Genomic DNA, 24,332 nt, shown 5'->3' with positions numbered 1-24,332 from the left:
AATTCCGGGGGCTCGCCTAAGTCATGGATGAAGTGGAGATTTTGCCGGCCCGCGCGAGTGACCGGGACGGACTGACCGAACTGGTCCGGGAGCTGAAGAATTACGAGCGCTACCTGCATCAGGCCCGGCAGCCGGGCGAACGTGTCGCCGACGATCACGTCGATTACCTGATCCATTCGGCGGAAGAGGGCGGCGGCGCAATTTTCATCGCCTGGGTCGGCGACGATATCGCCGGTTTCGTGGCTGGCTGGATGGCGGTCGACCAGGATCCGCTGAATTTCCCGGAACTGGCCTCGCACGGCTACATCTCCGACATCTATGTGCTCTCGCGCTGGCGCGGCAAGGACATCGCGCAGCAGCTTCTCGGGGCGATCGAAAATCACCTTCGTGCCCAGGGCGCGCGACGGCTCAGAATCCATTCTCTTGCACGCAATGCAGCGGCGCTGGCAGCCTGCCGTGGCTGCGGCTTTGATCCGCTGGAAATCGTGCTCGAAAAACCGCTTTAAGAATTGCTGACCTTAGTAGACAAGAGCCGCCGGCAAACCGGGCGGGCACAGGGGAGAATGTCATGACGCGCAAATCCTATAAGGACTTGCGAAGCTATCGCTGGTACGGGGTCGACGACCTCAGGTCCTTCGGCCACCGTTCGCGGGCAAAGCAGATGGGCTATGCCCGCGAAGACTGGGCCGGCAAGCCGGTGATCGCGATCATCAATACCTGGTCCGACATCAACCCCTGTCACACTCACTTCCGCGACCGTGCGGAAGAGGTGAAGCGGGGCATCTGGCAGGCTGGCGGCTTCCCGGTGGAGATGCCGGCGATCTCGCTCTCCGAGCCGTTCCAGAAACCGACCACGATGATGTACCGCAACCTGCTGGCGCTGGAGACCGAGGAGCTGCTGCGCTCCTATCCCTGCGACGGCGCGGTGCTGCTCGGTGGCTGCGATAAGACCACGCCGGCGCTGTTCATGGGCGCGGCGAGCATGAATATCCCGTCGATTTTCGTTCCGGCGGGTCCGATGCTGCGCGGCAACTGGCGCGGCAAGACGCTCGGCTCCGGCAGCGACACCTGGAAATACTGGGCCGAGCTCAGGGCCGGCAACATCACCGAGGATGACTGGGAAGAGATCGAGGACGGCATCGCTCGCACACCTGGCACCTGCATGACCATGGGCACGGCCGCGACCATGATGTGCGCCGCCGAAGCGCTCGGTCTGACGCTCGCAGACGCCGGCTCGATCCCGGCTGCCGACAGCAACCATTCCCGCATGGCGACCCGCACCGGGCGGCGCATCGTGGAGATGGTCTGGGAGGACGTGAAGCCGTCGGACATCTTCACCAACGAGGCGTTCGAGAACGCGATCACCACGGTGATGGCGATGGGCGGCTCGACCAACGCCGTGGTGCATCTGGTCGCAATGGCCGGACGGCTCGGCGTCGAGCTCGATCTGGAGCGTTTTGACGAGATCTCCAAGCGCACTCCGTTCCTTGCCAACATCCGGCCGTCGGGCAAGTACCTGATGGAGGATTTCTTCTATGCGGGCGGGCTCGCGGGCCTGCTGAACGAGTTGAAGGACATCCTGCATCTCGACTGCATGACGGTGAACGGCAAGACCCTCGGGGAGAACATCCAGGGCAAGGACATCTACAACGAGGATGTCATCCGGCGCCGGGGCAACGCGCTCAATGCCGAGGGCGGGCTCGCCGTGCTGCGCGGCAATCTCGCGCCGGACGGAGCGATCATCAAGCACATCGCCGCCGACCCGTCGCTGCACAAGCATACCGGTCCGGCCGTGGTGTTCCGCGACTACAACGACATGTCAGCGCGGATCGACGATCCGGACTTGAACGTCACGAAGGATTCGGTCCTTGTCCTGCAGAATGCCGGCCCGCAGGGTGGTCCGGGAATGCCGGAATGGGGCATGCTGCCGATCCCGAAAAAGCTGCTGCAGGAAGGCGTGCGCGACATGGTGCGGATCTCTGACGCGCGCATGAGCGGCACGAGCTACGGCACCTGCGTGCTGCACGTGGCGCCGGAAAGCTTCGTCGGCGGTCCGCTTGCGCTGGTCAAGGACGGCGACCTCATCACGCTCGATATTCCGGGGCGCAAGCTTGAGCTGCATGTCGACGAGGTGGAGATGGCCGCGCGCAAGGCGGCGTGGGTGGCTCCGACGCCGAAATTCAAGCGCGGTTTCGGCGCGATCTATGCCAGTCATATCACCCAGGCGGACAAGGGCTGCGACTTCGACGTGCTCGAAGGAACGGAACCGACGCCGGAGCCGGAGATTCACTGAAGACGGTCTCGGGAACGACCGCGCAGAATTTTCCCGGATCCGACCGATTTATGCGTAAATGCCCCGCCCGTCTTTCCAACAACGAGGGAATTGCGGCGCGTGGCGGACTTGCACCGCAGGTCGTTGTTCGTGAGTATGTGGGCCGAGATCGCGCCGCATTGCCGGCGTGACCGACCTTTCAAAATCGTTCCGCAAGAGAAGAACGAATTTTTCATCCTCAGGAGGAAGCAATAATGTCTTCGACCGTTATCCGTACCCTTGCCGCCGGCGTGCTCGCCGTCGGTTTCGCCGCGTCGGCACATGCCGAAAACATCAAGCTGATGACCGGTCCGCAGGGCGGTTCCTGGTATCCGCTCGGCGGCGCGATCAAGAACATCGTCGAGAGCAATGTGTCCGGCTCCAGCGTCCAGGTCCTGCCGGGCGCCGGCATCGCCAACGTGAAGGCTGTCGAGGGCGGCAAGGCCGACTTCGGCTTCGCCAACTCGGTCTCCACCGTGGACGCGATCAACGGCAAGCCGCCGTTCACCGAGAAGGCGGTCAATGTCTGCAACGTCGCGACGCTCTATCCGCAGTACTTCCAGATCGTGGCGCTGAAGGATTCCGGCATCGGCTCGCCGGCCGACACCAAGGGCAAGGCCCTGACCACGCAGAAGAAAGGCAACACCGGTGAAGCGATCACCGGCCACCTGCTGCAGGCCTATGGCATGAGCTACGATGACATGAGCCGTGTCAGCTACGGTTCCTACACCGACTCGGTTAACCAGCTTAAGGACGGCAATTCCGACTGGTTCACCCTCGGTTCCACGGTCCCGGCCGGTGCCATCATGGACCTCGCCTCCGCCCGCGACATCACGATCGTCCCGGTTCCGGACGACGGTCTGGCGAAAATGAAAGAGATCAACCCGGGTTACCAGCGCATCATGGTTCCGGCCGGAAGCTATCCGGGCCAGGCCGACGCGGTTCCGACGATCGGCTATTCCACGCACATCATCGCCCGTTGCGACCTCGACGAGCAGCTCGTCTATGACGTGCTGAAGAACCTCGCCGCCAGCGTTCCGGATCTCGCCAACGTCGCCAAGGCCGTCGGCAAGGCCGACCCGAAGAGCATGGCCGTCGAGACCGGCGTTCCGCTCCACAAGGGTGCGATGAAGTTCTACAAGGAAAAAGGCGTCCTCTAACCCAGGGCCCCGTTTCCGGAGCGAGGGCGGTCACGGCCGCCCTCGCTCGCTTTTATACAATCGGCAAATATCCGGCCCCGGAGGCCCACCATGTTGAACTGGTTGCGCGGCGCCAAGTTGGTGATGTCGGCGGTCGCTCTCGCGATGGTCGCTTATCATATCTACACGGCATTGTTCGGCGCACCCGACGCACTGACCTTCCGCGCAGTGCATGTCGCTTTCGCCCTCGTTCTCGCTTTTCTCATCTTCCCGGCGCGGGGCACGGAGATCGACAAGCCGGATATCTCCGGCCTGCTTGGCGCTGCGCTCAGCATCGTCGCCTGCGGCTATATCTTGTTCGCCCAGGAGTACATCGATAACCGCATGATCATGGTCGACGATCTGCGCGGCGAGGACTGGGTGCTGGGTACCCTGATGATTGTCCTGCTGCTCGAGGCAACCCGGCGTGCGGTCGGTCTCGCTCTGCCGATCACGGCGGGCGTCTTCCTGCTCTATGCCGCGACGATCGGCAATGCCGATCCGGCGCAGCTGATGGAGCAGCTCTATCTCGGCACCGAAGGCATCTTCGGCATCCCGGTGAGCGTGTCGGCGACCTACGTGATGCTTTTCATCCTGTTCGGCGCCATGGTCGAGCGTACCGGCACCGGGCGCCTCTTCATGGACTTCGCCATGGCACTCGCCGGCCACACCGCCGGCGGGCCCGCCAAGGTGGCCTGCATCACCAGCGGCATGTTCGGGACCATTTCCGGCAGTGCCGTCGCCAACGTGATGACCACCGGCACTTTCACCATTCCGCTGATGAAGCGCATCGGCTACCCGCCGGCCTTCGCCGGTGCGGTCGAGGCCGTTGCCTCCACCGGTGGCCAGATCATGCCGCCGATCATGGGCGCAGTCGCCTTCGTCATGGCCGACTTCCTCGGCATCAGCTACATCACCGTCATCGGCTACGCGCTGATTCCGGCGGTGCTCTATTTCCTCGCGGTCTTCATGTGCGTGCATTTCGAGGCAAGGCGTCTCGGCATGCGCGGACTTCCGAAGGCCGACCTTCCGCGTCTTGGGCAGGTGCTGAAGGAGCGGGGACATATGTTCCTGCCGCTCGTCGTCATCTGCGTCTTCCTCTTCATGGGGTACAGCGCGCCTTACTCGGCTCTGGCGGGCATTGCCTCTGTGCTGATCTCCGCCGCGCTGCGCAAGAACACCCGTTCCGAACTGACGCCGAAGAACGTGATCGAGGGCTTCATCGCGGGTGCCCGCAATACCGTCACGGTGGCGCTGGCCTGCGGTTGTGCGGGTATCGTCATCGGCGTGATCTCGCTGACCGGTCTCGGCATCGAGTTCACCAGCCTGGTGCTGAAGGTCTCGCAGGACACGCTGATCCTCGCCCTGATCATGACCATGTGCGCGGGCATCATCCTCGGCATGGGCCTGCCGACCACGCCTGCCTATGTCGTGCAGGTGGCTCTGCTGGTTCCGGCTCTGGTGAAGCTCGGAGTGGCGCTGGAAGCGGCGCACATGTTCGCGCTCTATTTCGCCATCCTCTCGGCCATCACCCCGCCGGTCGCTCTCGCGGTCTATGCCGCGAACGGCCTCTCGGGGGCGAAGCTCTGGGAAACGGGCGTGGCCGCCGTGAAACTTGGTGCGACCGGGTACATCGTGCCCTTCATGTTCGTCTTCGGCCCGTCGCTGTTGCTGATCGGCGAGCCGGGCACGATCGTCACCACCGCGGTGACGGCGATCATCGGCGTGGTGTGTCTCTCCTCCGGACTGGCCGGCTTCCTCGTTGCGCCGCTCCAGTGGTGGCAGCGGGGAGTGCTGGTCGCCGCGGCCATGGTGCTGATCAAGCCCGGCCTGACGACGGATCTCATGGGCTTCGGGATGGTGGCTCTGGTCTTTGCGACCAATCTCGCGATGAAGAAGCGGAGCGAGGCGGCGGAAGCGGCGCCGAGTACCGGCAAGACCTGACGCGACACGAAGACATATATTCCCGCCGGCAGGCCGATCAGAGCTTCAATCTGATCGGCCTGTCCTTTATGGAGGCAGGCGCAAGCTGTGTCCGGAGATGAGGGTGAGATGACCGAGAGCGCGGATTTCAACGAACGCGATGCCGCCAGTTACCGTTACTGGATCGAGGAGAAGATCCGCTTCGCCGATCTCGATCCTGTCGGCCACGTGAACAACAACGCGATCGGCGTCTATCTGGAAAGTGCCCGGGTCACTCTCTTCGCCGATGCCGCCGGCAAGATGTATGGCGGCCGGGAGGGGCGGCAATCCTGGGTCGTCGCCCGTATCGAGGTCGATTACCTGAAGGAAATGCACTATCCGGGAACGGTTCGTGTCGGCACGAGAATCGAGAAACTCGGCAACAGTTCCATCGTCGTCCGCCAGGGGGTCTTCAAGGACGGCGAACTGGCAGGGCTCGCCCGGGTGATCGGGGTCTGTTTCGACATGCAGGAGCGCAAATCCATGCGCATTCCGGACGGCCAGCGCGAGGGTCTGGTCGCGCTCGCCGGTCCGGTGGTGCAGGACTAGGTCCGGCGACGCCTCAGTTCACCGGCGTCAGCAGCTCGCGGCCTTCGAAAAAGGCCTTCAGGTTGTCGTAGACCAGCATGCCCATGGCCATGCGGGTATCGTGGCTGGCGCTTGCGATATGCGGTGTCAGGACGACGTTCTCGCGCATCGAGAACAGCTCCTCCGGCACGTTCGGCTCGTCCGGGAAGACGTCGAGCGCGGCGGAGCCGAGGCGGCCGTCCTTCAGGCAGGCGATCAGCGCGTCCATGTCCACGACCGAGCCGCGGGCGACGTTCACCAGCAGGCCTTTCGGCCCCAGCGCCTCCATTACCTTCTCGTCGACCAGATTGTTTGTCGCGGCGCCGCCAGGCGTGATCACCACCATGATCTCGACGTCGCGGGCCATCTCCACGAGATCCGGATAGTAGCGGTAGGGAACGTCCGGCTTCATCGAGCGGTTATGGTAGGAGATCTCCATCTTGAAGCCAGCACAGCGTTGGGCGATCTCCTCGCCGATCCGGCCGAGGCCGACGATCCCGACCTTGGAATGATGCACCTTGTTGACGAAGCCATAGACCTTCTTCACCGGCCATTCGCCGGCGCGCACGAAGCTGTCCGCATGGACGATGTGGCGGCGTGCCGAGATCAACAGGCCGAGCGCGAGATCCGCGACACAGTCGTTCAGCACGTCTGGGGTGTTGGTTACCTTGACGCCGCGGGCGGTCGCTTCCTCGATATCTATCGAATCATAACCGACGCCGAAATTGGCGACCAGCTTGGCGTTCGGCACTTGATCCATGAGCGACGGCTCGCATTTCATGAAGGTGGCGAAGGCGACGCATTTCTCGGCGACGTCGGCGATCATCTTTTTGGGATCGGATGCAGAGTAGAGGTGGTGCGTGGTGGCAATCTCGTCCAGCCGGTCCATCGCGGGTTTGTAGTATGGGGCGGGGATCAGGACGTGCGGTTTCTCGGCCACTCTTCAGCTCCTCTTGATCTCGTTTCTTGGCCCGGAGCTCAGAAGGACGAGCCCGGTTCTTTCAGGAAGGCCAGTTCGGCATCGGTGCTTTTCCGGCCAAGTGTTTCGTTCCGGTGCGGGAAGCGACCGAAACGCTGGATAATATCGCGGTGCCGAACGGCGTAATCTGTTTTCTCGGCGTCACCCATTGCTTCGAAAAGCGCAACGCAACGCTCTTGATCTCCGAGATCCTCGCTATGTTCGAGCGGCAGGTAAAGGAAGGTCTTGCGATCGTTTTCCAGTCTCGCATCCACACCGGCATCGATCGCCCGGACCGCGGCGGCACGCGCCAAATGGTCGGCAGCGAAGGCTGTTGGCGAGCCGCGGAAGATGTTCCGGGTAAACTGGTCGAGCAGGATGATGTAGGCAAGGGTGCCTTCGGTCGAGTCGCACCACTCGGTCAGTCGACCCTGCGTTGCCTCCTCGACAAGGGCGCCGAAACGGCGACGGATAGTCGCATCGAAGGCGGGATCCTTGCCGAAACGCTCCTTGTCCGTGCATTCCTCGAACCAGAAGCTCAATATCTGCTCGATATCCCGCATCGCCACGCCCATGTTCCAAATCACGAGCGCGAACGATATACCCCGGCACGGGGTATCGTAAACGCGAAGCCGTCACGTTGCCGTGGAATGACGCGGCAGAGGAGTTTTCATGATCCGGTCCCTTCCGAAACTGATCGTCGCTCTGGCCCTCGCTTCGGGGCTCGCGGCCTGCGGCACCTCGGTGGTGCAGGAGCAGACCGGGGTCACGGGGCAGGCCAAGGCGCGGGTGCTGGCTTTCGCAGGCACGCAGGGGCCGGTGCTGCTGCAGGTCTCCAATGTCGACTTTGCCGAGGGACGCGGCGGGACCGCGGCGGCCGCCGCCGAAATTCTCTCGCCGATGTTCCGCGAGGTGCCCAAAGGCTTCACACTCGATCCGCGGAAGGCCGGACTGCCGCAATACCGCATCCGCCTTGCTTTCGATCCCATGGCCTCGGCTGGCCCGGAGACGATCTGCGCCGCGAGCGAGACCAAACCGCTCAGCTACGACCGGCGGCCGGCGCGGCAGACCCTTTTCATGGTGTTCTGCCGGCAGGATGTACCGATCGCCGCGGTGAGGACCCAGGCCGACCGGGTTGCCTCGATCCGCGATCCGAAGTTCCGGGAGATGCTGCGGCAGAGCGCCCGGCAGATGTTCCAGGCTTCGGCCGGCGATACCGGCAGCCTCGGTATTCTTACGTTCGAGCCGGAACCACGGATCAAGCTGAACCCGGTCGAGGGCATATTCTGAGGCATCGGCAGCCTGCCATTTTGTCGCAATTGCGTACCCAGAGGCGCTTCCCATATCTCCCAAAATGAGGCGCCCACCGGGGCGTCCAAATCAGGAGAGATAGCGTGCAGAAGAATTTCGGAATGCGGGCCGCGGCCCTGAGTGCGCTGATGACGGCTGGCCTGCTTGCCGGATGCGTGACCACGCAAACCGGTTACTCGCAGCTCGATAACGAAGGCAAACGGGAATATCTCGCCTATGCGGCGGCGGAGTCCCCAGTTTACCTGAAAGTGGTGAATTCGCCCCTGCCGGGCGGCGACCCGGCGGCCTCGGTCGCGGCGGCGAGCCATGCCACGGGCTCGATCTTCGGCTCGACGGCGGCCTTCACGGCCGATCCTGCCGAGGCGAAACATGCGGACTATTATGTCGTCATGGCAGTGAACCTGCCGGTCTCCGTTCCGACGACGGCGGTCTGCGAAGACAAACCCTTGCCGCCGCCGGTCCCGGCGGGAGCAGACGGTTTCAGGCTGACGGCGGGCTTCTGCACCGGCGGCCAGGCTCTCAGCACCTCCACGGCGCGCGGCCCGGCTCCGGCCGGAGTGGATGACGAGGCCTTCCGCGCGCTAGTGCGCGGCGCGATGCAGGAGCTCTTCCCGATCGAGCGGGAACGCGACCCGGACGAGCAGGGCAACGGACTGCGGATCGGAATGTTCAAGTTCTGATCCGGTCGCTTGAATTCGTCTGCGCGCTGCCAATCTCAAGATTGTCGGGGCGCGGCGATTTCTGGAGGGTTGTCCCATGGGACATGCGTCGAGTGGATCTGGAGTGTCGGCACTGAAGCTGAGCTTGGGTCTCGGGCTGGCGTTTCTGCTCGCAGGTTGCGTCACCGTCATTCGCGGCGACGGAACGGTTGAGGGGGCGGCGAAGAGCGAGCTCCTGCAATATGCGGCGAGCAAAGGTCCGGTCCTGCTGGAGCTGAAGGGAGACAATCCCGGTCTACCGGCCATCATGGATCGTGTAGCCGGTATCGCGAACGGCACGCTCAAGGGCATGGACGTGAAATTCACAGGCGATCCCGCTCAAGCGGGACAGCTAGCCTACCGCTTTGTGCTCGCCTTCAATCCGGCCGCGGGTGTCCGCGAGGCGGATCTCTGTGGCGCCGGCCCAGCCCGGGTTGCACGGCATCTGGAAGCGACGCGTCTCCTGACGGCTTTCTGCGCCGGTGAAGAGTTGCTCGCCAGCTCAATTGCCACCGGGCCGCAGGTCTCCGGAGCAGAGGATCCGGACTTCGCGCAGATGGTGCGGTCGGGCATCTCAGAGACGATCCGCGCGCGGGCGACCGTTGGCAGCAACAAGCCCTAGTCGGCCGTCCCCAATAGTTCGTCGAGCCACCTTACGGTTCGGCGGGCCGCGCTCAAGGCCGCTTCCTGGCTTTGGAAGATAAGTCCGCCGGTTCCGCCGATCGGGTACCAACCATGACCGTCGTCCGGATCGCGCCGGTACTCCTCGAAACCGAAACTGCCGTCGGGACGGCGGATCAGATCGACGCAAAGATGCCCATCGCCGGTCTGATGCGAGACGAGTACCAGCGTCCTTTCCGCCGTCGGATGCGTCACAAACCGGACCTCCGACTCAGAAACGATCCAGCGCCATCGCCATCACGCTCTCACCGGCTTCTGTCATCTGGGTGAGCAGCGACGGCGCTTGGCTCAGGTGATAATCGGCGAAGAAGCGTGCCGTGGTCAGTTTCGCCTCCAGGAACGCGGCATCGCCATTGGCTCCTGCCTTCTGCGCCGCTGCGGCGTTGACCCCGCGGGCGAGCAGCCAGCCGGCGCACAGCAACCCCATCAGGTTCTGGAACGGCACGCCGCCGCTGGCCGCGGTGCCGGGATCCTTCGCGAAGGTCGCGACCAGCCATTGCACCGCCTCCTCGGCGGCGGCGAGACCCGCATCCATGTGCTTCACCAGCGCCCGGGCGGCGAGTTCGTCACTGCCGCGCAACGGCTCGAGATCGGCGCGGATGTCGGCGAAAAGTTCCGCCGCCGCTTCGCCGCCGTCGCGGGCAACCTTGCGGCCGATCAGGTCCATCGCCTGGACGCCGTTGGTGCCCTCGTAGATCGTGGTGATGCGGGCGTCGCGGTAATGCTGGGCGGCGCCGGTCTCCTCGATGAAGCCCATGCCGCCATGGATCTGGATGTTGGTCGAGGTCACGGCGAGGCCGGTATCGGTGCACCAGGATTTCACCACCGGGATCAGGATCTCGACCCGGCGCTGCGCCTTCGCGGCCTCGTCGGGATCGGCTTCGCGGTTCGCGCGGTCGATCTCGGCGGCGGTGTAGTAGCAGAGCGCCCGCATGCCCTCGATCTGGCTCTTCATGCCGAGCAGCATGCGCCGGACGTCCGGATGCTGGATGATCGCGACCGGACCGTCGCTGCCCTGGATGGCGCGGCTCTGCACGCGGTCGCGGGAAAAGGCAACGGCCTGCTGATAGGCGCGCTCCGCGATCGCGAGGCCCTGCAGGCCGACCGCGAGGCGGGCGTTGTTCATCATCACGAACATGTACTCGATGCCGCGGTTTTCCTCGCCGACGAGATAGGCGATAGCGCCCTCGTTGTCGCCATAGGACATGACGCAGGTCGGCGAGCCGTGAATCCCGAGCTTGTGCTCGAGCGAGACCGGACGAACGTCGTTATGGGCACCGAGCGAGCCGTCGTCATTGACGAGAAATTTCGGCACGATGAAGAGCGACAGCCCCTTGCTGCCCGGAGGTCCGTCGGGCGAGCGGGCGAGCACCATGTGGACGATATTGTCCGTCATGTCGTGGTCGCCCCAGGTGATGAAGATCTTCTGGCCCTTCAGCAGGTAATGGTCACCGTTGCGCCGGGAGCTGGTGCGGATCGCGCCGAGATCGGTGCCGGATTGCGGCTCGGTCAGGTTCATGGTCCCGGTCCATTCGCCGGAGACCAGCTTGTGCAGATACTTTTCCTTCTGCTCCGCGCTCGCATGCTTCGAGAGCGCCTCGATGCCGGCCTGGGTCAGAAGCGGACAGAGGGTGAAAGCGAGGTTGGAGGCGTTCCACATCTCCCAGACCGCGGTGGTCAGCGAGATCGGCAGATTCTGGCCGCCATACTCCTCTTCGAACGGCATGGCGTTCCAGCCGCCCTGCCAGAACTGCCGATAGGCATCGGCAAAGCCCTGGACCGGGCGGACGACGCCGTTCTCGAGCTGCGCCTTCTCACGGTCGCCAACCGGGTTCAGCGGCGCCAGCACGTCGCGCGCGAGCTTGCCGGCCTCTTCCAGGATCTGTTCCATGATCTCGTTGTCGGATCCACTGAAGCCGGGCAGGGCGGCGATCCTATCGAAACCGACGATGTCGCGCAGCGTGAAGCGCATATCCTCGAGGGGGGCGGAATAGACGGTCATGGGTTTCCTCTCGACTGACCACCCGGATTGCGGTTCCCGGACGGTTTCATTGTTCGGCGCAGTCTAGTCCGTGGCGCCGGTGTTGCAATCCAAATAGGGCCTTGTCGAGGCAGGAAAAGAGCATGCGAGGCCCGGCTCCCGAGGGGGAAGCCGGGCAAGGTCTGCTGCGCGCGTTCAGGCGCCGATCTTGATTTTGCGTTCCTGGTGCTTGCCGTCCTTGCTCTTCGGCATCGAGACGGTCAGAACGCCCTTGTCGAAGCTTGCCTTAATCTTGGCTTCGTCGACATTGTCGGGCAGACGGAAGGAGCGCTGGAATGCGCCGTAGCGGCGCTCGGTCAGGTGATAACTTTCTTTCTCGTCCGTCTTTTCTTCGCTCTTCTCGCCCTTGATCGTGATCATGCCGTTTGCGACGGAGAGGTCGATGTCTTCCTCGGCGATGCCGGGCAATTCGGCCGTCAGTGTATATCCGCCGTCGGCCTCCTTCATGTCGGCGCTCGGCACGACCATGCCGTTGCCGCTGCCCGCGAAAGGCAGAGAAAAAGTCGGCGTCTGCAGGAAATTGTGGAACATCCGGTCCATCTCCGCCCGGAAGGCGGTAAAGGGATCGGCATAGGTGCGCGCGGGTTCGGTGACTTTCTTCTCGGTAACTTCGCCCATGATTCCCTCCATTGAGTCTGGCGTTGGCACACTCATGAGCGGAATATAGGAAGTCTCCGGCCTCTATGCATTGAGGTGGGTCAAGCTGCCGCAGCGCATCCGGAAGGTCTTTTCGGCTATTCTTCCGGCCCCTTGGGAACCTGCCGTTCCACCGTCGAACCTGAATAGGAAGCAATGACCGTGACCAGAGGTATGAGGCGCCTGATCTGGATCGGCGCAGCCTTCTTCCTTGTGTCAATGGCGACGCGGATCGGCCTCGCACTGTTCTCCGGGCAGCCCTTCGAGGCCGGGCAGTGGGTACGGATCATCTCGGTCGGATCGATCTACGACCTGGCGGTCGCGCCCTGGTTGCTTCTGCCTTGGGCGCTTTACGAAGCGATCATGCCGGACCTTGCCAGATCCGGTCGCCTTGCCCGCTGGGAAGCACTCTGGGCCATGGTCTGGGCCGGTCTCTATCTCAGTCTGTTCGCCGTGACCGCGATCGCGGAATTCGCCTTCTGGGCGGAATTTGCGAGCCGGTTCGATTTCATCGCGGTCGACTACCTGATCTATACCCACGAGGTGATCGGCAATATCCGCGAAAGCTACCCCGTGGCCCTGTGGTTCGCGATCATCGCCGGAGGGGCGGGGATCGTGACTTGGTTCAGCTGGCCCCGGATGGCGCGGGCGACCCGGTCCGGTTTGCGCGCGCGTGTCGGGATCGTGGCGGCGCTCTCGGCCGCGGCCGGCGGCGGGGCCGTCTTCCTGGATACGGATCTGGCCGACGCCGCTCCGAATGCTTTCGTCGCGCAGCTTTCGAGCAACGGCATTTATTCGCTCGGGCATGCCTATCGTCACAATCAACTCGACTACGACAAGTATTACCCGTCACTTCCGCTTGCCGAGGCGGACAGCCGCATCCGCCGCCTCGTCGCGCAGCCGAACGCCTCGTTCAAGCAGAAATCGGGCATTGAGCGCGAGGTGAGCGCGCGCGTGGCGGGCAAGGATCTGAATGTCGTCCTGATTTCCGTCGAAAGCCTCTCGGCGGAATTCCTCGGACGTTTCGGGAATGGGCAGAACCTTACGCCCGAACTCGACCGGCTGGCCGCGGCGGGACTCGAGTTCACCCGCCTCTACGCCACCGGGACCCGGACCGTCCGCGGGCTTGAGGCGCTCTCAATCGGCACGCCGCCGACGCCGGGCCAGAGTATCGTCCGCAGGCCGAACAACAACAGCCTCGAGAATCTCGGCGAGGAACTCGGGGAAAACGGATGGACGCCTTACTGGATCTACGGCGGCTACGGCTTCTTCGACAACATGAACGCCTATTTCGGCAGCAACGGCTACAAGGTCGTCGACCGGACCGATCTTGAGGCGGCGGGGCTGACGCCTCATGCGGAGAATATCTGGGGGATCGCCGACGAGGATCTGTTCTCCCTCACCATTGCGACGCTCGACCGCGCGCATGCCGAGGGACAGCGATTCTTCGCCCATGTCATGACGACGTCCAATCACCGTCCCTATACCTTCCCGGAGGATCGTATCGACCTGCCGCAGGGTAAGCGCGAGGGCGCTGTCAAATATACCGACTGGGCGATCGGCGACTTCATCCGCCGCAGCGCGTCGAAGCCATGGTTCGACAATACGCTGTTCATCATCACGGCCGATCACACGTCGAAGGCGGCGGGCAAGACCGACCTGCCGCTCGATCGCTATCACATCCCGATGATCTGGTACGCGCCCAAGGTCATCGAGCCGTCGCATATGGACCGGCTGATGAGCCAGATCGACGTCGGACCGAGCCTGATGGGATGGCTCGGGATGTCCTATTCCAGCCGCTTTTTCGGCTATGACATCTTCGCGCTGGAAGAAGGCCGCGAGCGTGCCTTCATCAGCACCTATCAGAAGCTTGGATATCTGAGCGACGGGCGCTTGGTCATTCTCGACGTCAACCGTCCGCCGGAGATCGCCGAAGGTCTTCCGGTCACCGCGGGGGCCGGGCCGTCAAAATCGGATGACGACCTGATCGCAGACGCGATCGCCTGGTACCAGTCGGCGAGCCATTATTTTCGACAGGGCGACCTTCGCGAGGACGAGAAAGAGGGCGCGTCCTAGTAGTCGCCGGATCTCAGCCGCTCAGATCACCTTGCCCGGGTTCATGATCCCCTTCGGATCGATCGCGGATTTGATCGTCCGCATCAGGTCGAGCGCGACCGGATTCTTGTAATGCGCAAGTTCCTCGCGCTTCAGCCGCCCGATGCCGTGTTCGGCGCTGATCGAGCCGCCGAAGGAGACCACGACGTCGTGGACGGCGCGGTTATAGGCGTCCCAGTTCTTGAGGAAGGCCTTGGTGTCGCCGCCTTCGGGTTCCTGCACGTTGTAGTGCAGGTTGCCGTCGCCCATGTGGCCGAAGGCGACGATGCGGGCGTCCGGGTTCACCTTGTAGACCGCCTCTGCGGCGGCCTTGTAGAAAGCGGGAACGCTTGCCACCGGAACCGAGACGTCGTGCTTGATCGAGGCGCCCTCGATCTTCTGGGATTCCGAGGCGTTTTCGCGCAGTTTCCAGATTTCCTGCCGCTGATGCTCGTTCTGGGCCAGCGCCGCGTCGAGGATCAGGCCGTCTTCCATGGCCTGGCCGAGGATGCTTTCGAAGCGCTCTTCGATCCCGTCGTCATTGTCCCGTGTCGTCACCAGCTCGATCAGCGTGTACATGTCGTAACGGGTCTCGAGCGGGTCCTCGCAGTCCGGCATGTGCTTCAGCACGAGGTCGATCACCAGCCGCGGGATCAGCTCGAAGGTCTCGACGCTGTCACCGCTCTCGGTCCGTGCCCGTTTCAGCAGTTCCAGCGCCGCGTCGATGTCCCGGACCGCGCAGAAGGCGGTGCGGATGTCGCGCGGTTTCGGGAAGAGCTTCAGGACGGCGGCGGTGATCACGCCGAGCGTGCCCTCGGAGCCGATGAAGAGATCCTTCAGGTCGTAGCCGGTATTGTCCTTGCGCAGGCTGCCGAGCCCGTTCCAGATCCGTCCGTCCGGCAGAACCACCTCGATGCCGAGCGTCAGCTCCCGCGCATTTCCGTAGCGCAGCACGTTGGTGCCGCCGGCATTGGTCCCGAGATTGCCGCCGATCATGCAACTCCCCTCGGCGGCGAGGCTGAGCGGGAAATAGCGATCGGCCTTCGACGCCTCTTCCTGCAGGGTCTGCAGCACGCAGCCGGCCTCGACCGTCATCGTGTAGTTCAGCGGGTCGATCGAGCGGATACGGTTCATCCGGGCGAGCGAGAGGACGATCTCGTTTCCCGTCTCGAACGGAACCGATGCGCCGCAGAGACTGGTATTCCCACCCTGCGGCACGACCGGGATGCCGGCCTCGTGGCAGAGCTTCAGGACGCCTGAGACCTCCTCGGTCGTTGCCGGTTTCGCGACCAGCAGTGCGCGACCGTGATAGATCCCGCGATCCTCGATCAGGTTCCCTTCCATGTCGGCCGGATTGTCGATCCAGCCTTTCGGGCCGAGCAGCTCCTTGATCCGCGCGATGGCAGCGGATTCCTCCGGGCTCGGAACATAGGGCGCATCGGAAAGGGCCGTTGTGCGCGGGGCGGACATGGGCGGGGTCTCCAGATCGGCAATAGCAGCGAACGAGGCGGCAATATTAGTGAGGGAAGACGGAACGGCAACCCGCTCATGAGCGAAGGCACCTATGCGCGCGGTGCAGCAGCCCGCCGCAGGCGGTTGTTGATGGCGATGCCGAGACCGGTTTCGGGGATCGGCGCGACGGCGATCCCGGTGGCGCCCGGTCTGTCGAGGCTTCGTAGCAGGGCAAAAAGGTTTGCGGCGGCTTCCGTCAGGTCGCCTTGCGCGCTGAGGGTCTCCGAGCCTTCCGGGCCGGTGACTGTACCGAAACCGAGGAAGAGTTCGCCGGGTCCGGGCGCCGTCGCGTCGAGGCGGACCGGCAGGCCGGGCGCATAGTGACTTTCCAGCATGCCCGGCGCGGCGATCTTCGCCCCGTGTCCGGCAACTCCGACCGCACCGATCAGTGGTTCCAGCATGTCCGCGGTGACGGCGCCCGGACGGAGGATGGTCGGTGCCTCCTCGGAGAGGTCGAGCACGGTCGATTCGAGGCCGACGGAGCACGGTCCACCATCGAGAATGATGGAAACCCGGCCGTCGAGACCGGCCAGAACGTGTTCCGCCGTCGTCGGGCTGACGCGTCCGGAGGGATTTGCGCTCGGCGCCGCAATGGGCCGTCCGGCGGCGGCGAGGAGGGCGGATGCGAGCGGGTGCGACGGAACGCGGAGCGCGACCGTGTCGAGCCCGGCGCTGGCGAGCAGCGAGATCCGGCAATCGCCCCGGCGCGGGACCACGAGGGTCAACGGGCCCGGCCAGAAAGCCTCCGCAATCATGCGGGCGCGGTCGTCGAACATTCCGTGATCAAAGGCGGATTCCGGATCCGGGAGGTGCGAGATCAGCGGATTGAAGCTCGGCCGCGCCTTTGCCTCGAAGATTCTCGCGACGGCCCGGTCGTCGGTCGCGTCGCCGCCGAGGCCGTAGACGGTCTCCGTCGGAAAGGCGACGAGCTCTCCCCGCGAGAGGGCGTCAGCGGCCTCGCGGATGGCGTCGTCGGACGGTTTCAATACCCGGGTCTCGATCATGGCTGCCGCTTATCGGCTGTCGATTGGGTGCAGGTCAAGCAGCAGACGCGTGTTGCGGCGCACAAAATTGATGATAACGTGAACGGGAAATCGCAGTCGTGATGCAGCCTGGGAGTGCCGCCGTGACGGGAACCATCATCACCATCGCGCAGCAGAAGGGCGGGGCCGGCAAGACGACGCTCGCCGCCCAGCTCGCGGTCGCGCTCGCCCATTCCGGCAAGCGGGTCGCGGCGATCGATATCGATCCGCAGATGAGCCTCGCCACTTGGTTCGCGATGCGCAATTCCCTGAACGGTGAAATTGCCTACAAGGGCAAAGGGGCACTCGAGATCATCCAGATCACCGGTTGGCGCGCCGCGGCCGAGATCGAGAAGCAGGCGAAGGAGTATGACGTCGTCATCGTCGACTCCCCGCCGCATGCGGAGACCGAGGCGAAGATCGCGATCCGCAATGCGCATCTCGCGCTGCTTCCGGTGCAGCCGAGCCCGATGGATGTCTGGGCAACGAAGCCGACGCTGGAAATCGCCGCAGCGGAAAAGACGCCGGTGCTGCTGGTGCTGAACCGGGTACCGCCGCGCGCCAATTTGACCGAACGGATGAGCGCCGCGATCGCCGAACTGAAGGTGCCGCTCGCCAAGGTCACGATCGGCAACCGGGTCGCGCTTGCCAGCAGCATGGCCGACGGGCTTGGCGTGGTGGAGGCGGCGAGGCGCAGTGTCGCGGCGCAGGAGATCAACGCCCTCGCAAAGGCGGCGCTGAAGGCGGCCGGCTAGAGCCCCTCCTCAGACGCCCGGTCCCTTTGCGATGAACATGCCGTTGAGAAAGCGCTCGTCGGCCTTGCCATAACGGAACGGCGTGCCGTCGAAGGACGTCATGCTGCCGCCGGCGGCCATCAGAACCGCCTGACCGGCGGCGGTATCCCACTCACTGGTGGGGCCGACGCGCGGATAGAGATCCGCTTCGCCGCGCGCGACGAGACAGAATTTCAGCGCGGAGCCGCGGGAGATCTCTTCTGCCGGCTTCAGCTCGGCGAGATATGCCTCCAGCTCCGGAGAGCGATGCGAGCGGCTGGCGACCACGGTGATCTGTTTCGGGTCGGCCTGACGCGCGGAGATGGTACGGCGAGAGCCGTCCGCCTCCTCGTCGAAGGCGCCATCGCCGACGACACCGGCGGAGGCGAGCCCCGTCACGGGCGTCAGAACCACGCCGAGAACCGGTTCGAAATCCTCGAGCAGCGCGATGTTCACGGTGAAATCGCCGTTGCGCTTGATGAACTCCTTGGTGCCGTCGAGCGGATCGACCAGCCAGTAGGTGCCGCCCGAGATGTCCGGATTGGCGCCGGCGGCGAAGCCTTCCTCGGAAATGATCGGGATTTCCGGTGTCAGCTTCTTCAGCCCCGCGACGATCAGCTTGTCCGCAGCGCGGTCAGCCGCAGTGACAGGCGAGCCGTCCGCCTTATCGTCGACCGCGATCTCGCCTTCATAATATTTCAGGATCAGCGTCGAGGCCTCACGCGCAATCAGGATGATCTCGTTCAGAAGCGACTGTTTGTCCATGACCGGTCCGGGAGAGTGTTGAAGACGAGTGCCGCCGGGTCGTAGGCTCGGCGCACGGGCGGTCCCCTGAATACTGGAAACGGGCGGGTTTGAACAGGCATGTGCGGACGCTACAGCATCACAACGGCGCCGGAGGCGATGCGGCGTCTCTTCGCGGTCTCGGACATGATCAATCTGGAGCCACGCTACAACATGGCGCCGATGCAGTCGGCCCCGGTGATCCGGGAACGCGACGGTGTGCGCCACATGGACATGCTGCGCTGGGGGCTCGTGCCGTCCTGGGCGCCGGACGAAAGCCGCGCAGCCTCGCTGATCAATGCCCGCTCGGAGACCGTCGCGGAAAAGCCCGCCTTCCGCGACGCCTACCAGAAGCGCCGCTGTCTCGTGCCCGCGGACGGGTTCTACGAATGGCGCAAGCTGGGCCGCGAGAAGCAGCCCTACCGGGTCTCGCTTGAGGGCAACCGGCCCTTTGCCTTCGCCGGGCTCTGGGAGTGCTGGAACAAGGGCGCTGAGCCGGTCGAGACCTTCACGCTTCTGACCACGGATGCGGACTCGCGCATCGCCCACATCCATCACAGGATGCCTGTGATGCTGGCCGAGGCGGCGGCGTTCTCAGCTTGGCTCGACGGTGATGTGTCGGAGCGCGTTTCCGTGCTGAAAGCCTATGACGGAGAGGATCTGGTCTTCACGCCGGTCTCGAGCCGGGTCGGAAATGTCCGCAACGACGATGCCGCGCTGCTGCAGCCGGTGGAAGAACTGGAAGAACCTGCGGAGCCTGCCACGGAAATGTCGGCGCCGCGTCAGGGCTCACTCTTCTGACGCTTCACTGCCGCGGGCAGCGGTTCAGGATCTGGATCGAATTGCCGCTCGGCATGAACCCGCCGGTACCCGTCGAGCCGGCCATCTGGATATCGTTTGGTCCGAGCTTCTGAAGGTGCTCGACCAGCGACGGAGTTCTGCGCAGATAGTACTGGAAATCGTCTTCCAGGGTTTCCGTGACCTCGACAGTCTCCGTCGAGGTCTTGCCGTCACGTGTGACGGTATAACCGTCGTCGGTAAAGACAACGTAGTTCTCGGCGCAATTGTCCGGCGACCAGCGTCCGACCAGCGCCGGGGCAATGCCCCGGAAGGTCACCACGTTGCCGGTGGTGAGCGGCATCACGACCGGCTCGTTCGCTGGAGCCGCCATATCGGTTTCCCCGGGGGCGGAGGCGTGCGGGAACATCCGTGCATAGTCGCCGAGCCCGGCTCTGTCCGCGAGGGACAGGATCGCCGGATGCTGCAGATAGAGCAGCACCGAAGCGGCGAGGCCGCCGATCAGGACCAGGACCAGGATCAGCAGAATGATGCCCTTTACGGGCGAACGCCGCTTTGGCACAGGCTTATGAAATACCGGCGGAAGTTCGTCGTACCGATCGGGTTCGGAACTGTCGCGGCCGCGCGATGCCCACGGCACGGCATCCCCGGTTTCGGTTTCGGCCTCCGTCTCCGCAGGCCCACTGCCGGGTTCCGGCTCGTATTGCGTTTCCTGGATCGCGTCTTCATGGGACGATCCGGTACCGAAGCCGTCTACAGCGTCGTCGTCGAACCCGCCCCTGTCCTCGTCCCGGTCGTCAGCGTCATAGTCGTCGTCATCGGCGCCGGGAAGCTCCACCGAACTCTGATCGAGGTAGAACAGCTGCGCGTATTGCCATTCGCCGGTCGCATCGTCGTGATAGGCGCCGACCAGGCGAATCTCCGCGCCGCGATCGTTCGCGATCTCGCGCAGGAGACCCGATTTCAGGACGGAATAGGCACGGGCCTGTTCGAGGGTTTCCCAGTGTCCCCCGCGGGCGGTGGCGGGGCGGGACTGGAGGAAATAATGCGCGTATCGCTTCATGACGGGGTGATGATACCTAGCCTACCAGGACTTGTCTTCCGCAAGAAACGCGGTCGCGTCCGCCGCGCTCATGGGTTTGGAGAAAAGGAACCCCTGCGCATACTGACAGTCAAGCGCGCGCAGCTGTCCGAGCTGCTCCGGGGTTTCGACGCCTTCGGCGATGACGTCCAGCCGCAAATTCTGCCCCAGCATCGTGATCGTCCGGACGATCTCGAGGTTCTGGTAGTTGCTTGTCATGTCCTGAATGAAGGATTTGTCGATCTTCAGCGTGTCGATCGGAAAAGTGTGCAGATAGGAGAGGGACGAGTAGCCGGTCCCGAAATCGTCGACGCAGATCTTTATGTCCGCGGCCTTCAGCCGGTCGAGCATTTGCGTCGAGCGGTCGACATCCGCCATCAGCGTGCTCTCTGTGATCTCGATCTTGAGCAGGCTGGCCGGCAGCCCGACGCCCTCGAGGCAGTCGATGATCCCGGAGACGGCATCCGGCCGGGCGAACTGGCGGCCCGACAGATTAACGCTGATCTCCAGTCTCTCGCCGGATGGACGGGTTGCGTTCCATTCGGCCATCTGCTGTGCCGCGGTGCGCAGGGCCCATTGGCTGAGCGCGAAAATGGTGCCGGTCTCTTCGGCGACAGGGATGAATTCGACCGGTGAGATCTCCCCGCGCTCGGCATGGAACCAGCGCAGCAGCGCCTCGAAACCGGCGAGCTTGCCGCGGCGGATGTCGATAATCGGCTGGTAATGCAGGCGCATCTCGTCGCGTTCCAGCGCGCGCCGGAGATCGGAATCGAGATCGAGCGGCGTCACCGGCCAGACACGCATATCGTTCTCGAATGCGATGCTTTGCGCCTTGCCGCGCTCCTTCGCCTGGTACATCGCCAGTTCGGCATCCCGCAGAATATCCTCCGGGCGCTCGTAACCCTGATCCGAATGCGCCACGCCGAGCGACGCGGACACGAAGATCTCCTTGCCACCGAGGCGGAAAGGAGAGGCGAGGGACTGGTGCAGGCTCTCGGAAAGCCGGGTCGCCTCCTCCGTCGTCTCGATCTCCTCCAGCAGGATCGCGAATTCATCCCCGCCGAGCCGGGCGACCGTATCGCTTTCCCGGAGTGCGTTTTCGAAGCGCCGCGCGGTTGCGACGATGAGGTCGTCGCCATGCACGTGCCCCAGGCTTTCGTTCACGATCTTGAAACGGTCGAGATCGAGAAAGGCGACGGCGAAGCGGGTGTCCGGCTCGCGCCGTAGTCTTGCCAGGGCCTTGCGCACCAGGTCGAGGAAAAGCGTGCGGTTGGGCAATCCGGTCAGGGCGTCGTGCAGCGCGTCGTGCACCAGTTGCTGTTCCGCCCGTTTGCGTCCGGTGATGTCGGTCTGGCTCCCGGCGAAGCGGTGCGCCGATCCGTCCTCGCCACGCACCGCGAGGCCGCGGGTCAGCATCCAGAGATAGGTACCGTCGGCATGCCGGACGCGAAACTCGCACTCGAAATGCGGCAGGGTCCCGGACAGATGGGCGTCTATCTGCTTGGTTACGCGGGCGACGTCGTCGGGATGGATGCGGCTGAACCATTCGGCCGGGTTGTCGGTGACGTCCTCATGGGCAAGGCCGAGCATTTCGCGCCAGCGCGGAGAGAGATAGATCCGTTCCCGCCTGAGGTCCCAGTCCCAAAGTCCGTCGTTAGATCCGGCCGCGGAGAGGGCGTAGCGTTCCTCGCTTTCCGCGAGCCCCTGGCGAGCGGTCTCGGTAAGGGTTACGTCGGTCGCCGCCAGGATCACGTCGCCGTTCATCATCGGCGTGAAGGTGTATTCGAGGATGCGGCCCGATGCGAGCCTGTGATTGCTTATCATCGAGCGTTCGAGACGAAGATATTCGATCACCTCGTTCAGAATGGCGTCCCGGTTGCGCTCGGCGAAATCTCCGCGCGACAGCATGAAGTCGACCAGCTCGGACACAGGAGTCCCGACCCGCATCAGATGTTCCGGGAAGTCGAACAGTTCGATCAGCTGGGCGTTCCAGACCCTCAGCGTCATGTGCATGTCGAACACCGCGATCGCCTGGTCCATGCTGTCGAGCGTGGCGCGCAGGAGCAGGGTCTGGTCCTCGGCGTGCTTGCGATGCTCTTTCGCTTCTGTGATGTCGCGGTGGAAACTCAGCAGGCCGCCGCCGGAGGTTCGGAATTCGGTGACCTCGACCCAGCGGTCGCGGCTGTCGTGGATCAGAACCGGAGCACCGGGATCGCGATGCCGTGAAAGGCGCCGTTCAATCCATTTCTCCGCGCATTCCGTCTCGGGGTCCGTCACCCAGCGGGCGAGGACCGCTTCGGAGCAGAGAATTTCCTCCAGCGTCTTGCCGGAAATCGCGTTTGCATCCAGCTCGGGATAGAGGTTCAGGAACTGCTGGTTCCACGAGGTCAGCCGGCCATTCCTGTCGTAATGGCAAAGCCCGACTTCGAGCTGCTCGAGTGCGTTGAGCAGCTCAGTGGGGTCATTGTGGAAGGTGGCCAGTGCGGTCATTTCAGTGGCGTCGCTTCGCTGCCCGGTCTGGCCACTGCGGCGAGACTTCGTCGGGCTCTTTGATGTCAATCCGGCTCTCCGTCCCGCTATAATGCTCGTTCGTGATACGGCCGGTCATCGGTGTGGAGATGACCCAACCGGAACAGCATTGGCCACTGATTTCGTTTCGATTTTTCAAAGGATATCAGGGCGATGTTGCGTCTGTCACGGGAAAGACAGCATTTTCTCCCGATTTGTTACCGAACTTCAGATGCCGGTAATGCTGCCACAGAAGCTGCGCCGCCGCGCCGCGGTATGGCTGCCAGTTTTCCGCCAGCAGCCGGGTTTGCTTTTCGTTCGGTCTTGCTTCCAGCCGCTTGACGTCGCGCAGAGCTTCCTGGATCGCCAGATCTCCGCCGGGCCAGGTGTCGAGGCGCCCGAGGCAGAACAGGAGATAGATGTCAGCGGTCCAGCGGCCGATCCCCGGCACTGCCGTGAGCGCGACCCTGACCTGATCGTCAGGGAGGTCCGGGAGTATGCCGAGGTCGAGCCGGCCGGAGACAATATGGTCTGCAAGCGCTCGCGCGTAGCGTACTTTCGGACGGCTGAAGCCGGCGGCCCGGAAATCCTCGTCGCTCGCTCCTGCGATCGCCTGCGGAGTGACCTCGATGACCTGGTTCAGGCGTGTCCAGATCGCGCTCGCCGAGGCGAGCGAGACCTGCTGTGCGGTCAGAATGCGGATCAGCGAAGCGAAACCGGGCGACTCCCGGCGCGAAGGCGGCGGGCCGAGGCGCTCGTAGACCGCGCGGAGATCCGGGTCCCGAGCGGACAGTTCCGCGACCGCCGAGGTCAGGGTGTCGTCGTGCTCCATGCTGCCGTTCATCTGCTGCGTCCCGCTGTTCCCATATCCGGCGGGCGAGCTTAGTTTGCCCGAGGCGGACTGATAAGGGGCGAGCATGAACGTGACCAGACAGGCACAGGAGATCCTGCCGGTGCAGAGCCGCGGCCGGGGATTCTACGATGTCACCCGCGAGGTCGCTGAATGGGTCGGCGGGACCGGAATCGGGATCGGATTGCTGACGTTGTTCCTGCGTCATACCTCGGCCTCGCTAACGGTCCAAGAGAATGCCGACCCGGACGTCCGGGCGGATCTCGCCGATTATCTCGCGGAGATCGCTCCCGAGGATCCCGCTCGTTACCGTCACGGCATCGAAGGACCGGACGACATGCCGGCGCATATCCGCACCATGCTGACGCAGACATCGCTTTCGATCCCTGTCGGCAGTGGGCGCCCTCTGCTCGGGACCTGGCAAGGGATCTACCTGATCGAGCACCGCCGGGCGCCGCATCGCCGGGAAATCGTCCTGCATCTGCTCGGAGAATAAGTCCGGAAACGGGACAGGTTTGCCGCTTGACCTTCTAGTGACTGGAGGCTTTATCAAGGGGCGTAGTGGCCG

The 24,332-nt window shown here is 63.9% G+C and carries 23 protein-coding genes; 12 read left to right on the top strand and 11 right to left on the bottom strand.

Annotated features, from left to right (window positions below; translation table 11 throughout):
* Nucleotides 1-23: 23 nt before the first annotated feature.
* From IG122_RS07095 to IG122_RS07075, 5 genes are all read left to right on the top strand, one after another.
* The gene (locus tag IG122_RS07095) at nucleotides 24-506 is read left to right on the top strand and encodes a GNAT family N-acetyltransferase (RefSeq protein ID WP_193181897.1); all 483 of its coding nucleotides are present in this window, start codon (nucleotides 24-26) and stop codon (nucleotides 504-506) included.
* 62 nt (nucleotides 507-568) lie between these two features.
* On the top strand, nucleotides 569-2,293 hold the full coding sequence (gene araD / locus IG122_RS07090; protein ID WP_193181895.1) for an L-arabinonate dehydratase: 1,725 nt from the start codon (nucleotides 569-571) through the stop codon (nucleotides 2,291-2,293).
* A gap of 233 nt (nucleotides 2,294-2,526) precedes the next feature.
* The gene (locus IG122_RS07085; RefSeq protein WP_193181893.1) at nucleotides 2,527-3,471 is read left to right on the top strand and encodes a TAXI family TRAP transporter solute-binding subunit; all 945 of its coding nucleotides are present in this window, start codon (nucleotides 2,527-2,529) and stop codon (nucleotides 3,469-3,471) included.
* A gap of 90 nt (nucleotides 3,472-3,561) precedes the next feature.
* Complete coding sequence (locus tag IG122_RS07080; protein ID WP_193181891.1) at nucleotides 3,562-5,433, top strand: TRAP transporter permease; 1,872 nt, start codon at nucleotides 3,562-3,564, stop codon at nucleotides 5,431-5,433.
* Between the two features lie 108 nt (nucleotides 5,434-5,541).
* Entirely contained in the window at nucleotides 5,542-6,000 is a 459-nt protein-coding gene (locus IG122_RS07075) for an acyl-CoA thioesterase (protein ID WP_193181889.1), read from the top strand.
* Nucleotides 6,001-6,013: 13 nt separating this feature from the next.
* Here the strand turns inward: IG122_RS07075 and IG122_RS07070 are convergent, their stop codons facing one another.
* Nucleotides 6,014-6,958 (bottom strand): 2-hydroxyacid dehydrogenase, encoded by a 945-nt coding sequence (locus tag IG122_RS07070; RefSeq protein ID WP_319024833.1) that lies wholly within the window; start codon nucleotides 6,956-6,958, stop codon nucleotides 6,014-6,016.
* A gap of 38 nt (nucleotides 6,959-6,996) precedes the next feature.
* Nucleotides 6,997-7,539 carry a DUF924 family protein gene (locus tag IG122_RS07065; RefSeq protein WP_193182669.1) on the bottom strand — a complete coding sequence of 181 codons (543 nt, stop codon included), beginning with the start codon at nucleotides 7,537-7,539 and terminating at the stop codon, nucleotides 6,997-6,999.
* A gap of 109 nt (nucleotides 7,540-7,648) precedes the next feature.
* Between IG122_RS07065 and IG122_RS07060 the strand changes: the two genes are divergently transcribed.
* The 3 genes from IG122_RS07060 to IG122_RS07050 all read left to right on the top strand — a co-directional run bounded on the left by IG122_RS07060 (nucleotide 7,649) and on the right by IG122_RS07050 (nucleotide 9,607).
* Nucleotides 7,649-8,266 (top strand): hypothetical protein, encoded by a 618-nt coding sequence (locus IG122_RS07060; protein WP_193181887.1) that lies wholly within the window; start codon nucleotides 7,649-7,651, stop codon nucleotides 8,264-8,266.
* 104 nt (nucleotides 8,267-8,370) lie between these two features.
* Nucleotides 8,371-8,967 carry a hypothetical protein gene (locus tag IG122_RS07055; RefSeq protein WP_193181885.1) on the top strand — a complete coding sequence of 199 codons (597 nt, stop codon included), beginning with the start codon at nucleotides 8,371-8,373 and terminating at the stop codon, nucleotides 8,965-8,967.
* A 103-nt stretch (nucleotides 8,968-9,070) separates the two neighbouring features.
* Complete coding sequence (locus tag IG122_RS07050) at nucleotides 9,071-9,607, top strand: hypothetical protein (RefSeq protein ID WP_193181883.1); 537 nt, start codon at nucleotides 9,071-9,073, stop codon at nucleotides 9,605-9,607.
* Here the strand turns inward: IG122_RS07050 and IG122_RS07045 are convergent.
* The 3 genes from IG122_RS07045 to IG122_RS07035 all read right to left on the bottom strand — a co-directional run bounded on the left by IG122_RS07045 (nucleotide 9,604) and on the right by IG122_RS07035 (nucleotide 12,325).
* Nucleotides 9,604-9,861, bottom strand: coding sequence for a hypothetical protein (locus tag IG122_RS07045; protein ID WP_226893377.1), 258 nt, complete (start codon nucleotides 9,859-9,861; stop codon nucleotides 9,604-9,606). The two genes, IG122_RS07050 and IG122_RS07045, sit on opposite strands and share 4 nt — an antisense overlap.
* A 16-nt stretch (nucleotides 9,862-9,877) precedes the next feature.
* The gene (locus tag IG122_RS07040) at nucleotides 9,878-11,668 is read right to left on the bottom strand and encodes an acyl-CoA dehydrogenase (protein WP_193181881.1); all 1,791 of its coding nucleotides are present in this window, start codon (nucleotides 11,666-11,668) and stop codon (nucleotides 9,878-9,880) included.
* Nucleotides 11,669-11,842: 174 nt separating this feature from the next.
* A complete protein-coding gene (locus tag IG122_RS07035; RefSeq protein WP_193181879.1) occupies nucleotides 11,843-12,325 on the bottom strand; it encodes an Hsp20/alpha crystallin family protein in 483 nt (160 codons plus the stop codon).
* A 180-nt stretch (nucleotides 12,326-12,505) separates the two neighbouring features.
* Between IG122_RS07035 and IG122_RS07030 the strand changes: the two genes are divergently transcribed.
* Nucleotides 12,506-14,419: an LTA synthase family protein gene (locus IG122_RS07030; RefSeq protein ID WP_193181877.1), complete on the top strand. Its 1,914-nt coding sequence runs from the start codon at nucleotides 12,506-12,508 to the stop codon at nucleotides 14,417-14,419.
* Nucleotides 14,420-14,440: 21 nt separating this feature from the next.
* Here IG122_RS07030 and IG122_RS07025 read toward each other — a convergent pair whose 3' ends face one another.
* The gene (locus IG122_RS07025) at nucleotides 14,441-15,907 is read right to left on the bottom strand and encodes an FAD-binding oxidoreductase (RefSeq protein WP_193181875.1); all 1,467 of its coding nucleotides are present in this window, start codon (nucleotides 15,905-15,907) and stop codon (nucleotides 14,441-14,443) included.
* 92 nt (nucleotides 15,908-15,999) lie between these two features.
* The gene (locus tag IG122_RS07020) at nucleotides 16,000-16,953 is read right to left on the bottom strand and encodes an L-threonylcarbamoyladenylate synthase (protein WP_193181873.1); all 954 of its coding nucleotides are present in this window, start codon (nucleotides 16,951-16,953) and stop codon (nucleotides 16,000-16,002) included.
* Between the two features lie 122 nt (nucleotides 16,954-17,075).
* On the opposite strand from IG122_RS07020, the gene parA reads away from it, so the two are divergent.
* Nucleotides 17,076-17,726, top strand: coding sequence for a ParA family partition ATPase (parA, locus tag IG122_RS07015; protein WP_193181871.1), 651 nt, complete (start codon nucleotides 17,076-17,078; stop codon nucleotides 17,724-17,726).
* Between the two features lie 9 nt (nucleotides 17,727-17,735).
* Here the strand turns inward: parA and cysQ are convergent, their stop codons facing one another.
* Complete coding sequence (gene cysQ, locus IG122_RS07010; RefSeq protein WP_193181868.1) at nucleotides 17,736-18,509, bottom strand: 3'(2'),5'-bisphosphate nucleotidase CysQ; 774 nt, start codon at nucleotides 18,507-18,509, stop codon at nucleotides 17,736-17,738.
* 99 nt (nucleotides 18,510-18,608) lie between these two features.
* Between cysQ and IG122_RS07005 the strand changes: the two genes are divergently transcribed.
* Complete coding sequence (locus tag IG122_RS07005) at nucleotides 18,609-19,328, top strand: SOS response-associated peptidase (RefSeq protein WP_193181866.1); 720 nt, start codon at nucleotides 18,609-18,611, stop codon at nucleotides 19,326-19,328.
* A 4-nt stretch (nucleotides 19,329-19,332) separates the two neighbouring features.
* Here IG122_RS07005 and IG122_RS07000 read toward each other — a convergent pair whose 3' ends face one another.
* From IG122_RS07000 to IG122_RS06990, 3 genes are all read right to left on the bottom strand, one after another.
* Entirely contained in the window at nucleotides 19,333-20,388 is a 1,056-nt protein-coding gene (locus IG122_RS07000; protein ID WP_193181865.1) for a hypothetical protein, read from the bottom strand.
* 21 nt (nucleotides 20,389-20,409) lie between these two features.
* Nucleotides 20,410-22,896: an EAL domain-containing protein gene (locus IG122_RS06995; RefSeq protein WP_193181862.1), complete on the bottom strand. Its 2,487-nt coding sequence runs from the start codon at nucleotides 22,894-22,896 to the stop codon at nucleotides 20,410-20,412.
* A gap of 184 nt (nucleotides 22,897-23,080) precedes the next feature.
* Nucleotides 23,081-23,758, bottom strand: coding sequence for a DNA-3-methyladenine glycosylase family protein (locus tag IG122_RS06990; protein WP_226893376.1), 678 nt, complete (start codon nucleotides 23,756-23,758; stop codon nucleotides 23,081-23,083).
* A gap of 73 nt (nucleotides 23,759-23,831) precedes the next feature.
* Here IG122_RS06990 and IG122_RS06985 point away from each other — a divergent pair, with 73 nt between their 5' ends.
* Nucleotides 23,832-24,260, top strand: a complete 429-nt coding sequence (locus IG122_RS06985; RefSeq protein ID WP_193181860.1) for a secondary thiamine-phosphate synthase enzyme YjbQ — start codon at nucleotides 23,832-23,834, stop codon at nucleotides 24,258-24,260.
* The last annotated feature ends 72 nt before the right edge of the window (nucleotides 24,261-24,332 follow it).

This window comes from Nisaea sediminum (assembly GCF_014904705.1).
In the GTDB taxonomy this organism is placed as follows: Bacteria; Pseudomonadota; Alphaproteobacteria; order Thalassobaculales; family Thalassobaculaceae; genus Nisaea; species Nisaea sediminum.
This window is presented reverse-complemented; position numbering and strand designations above follow the sequence as displayed.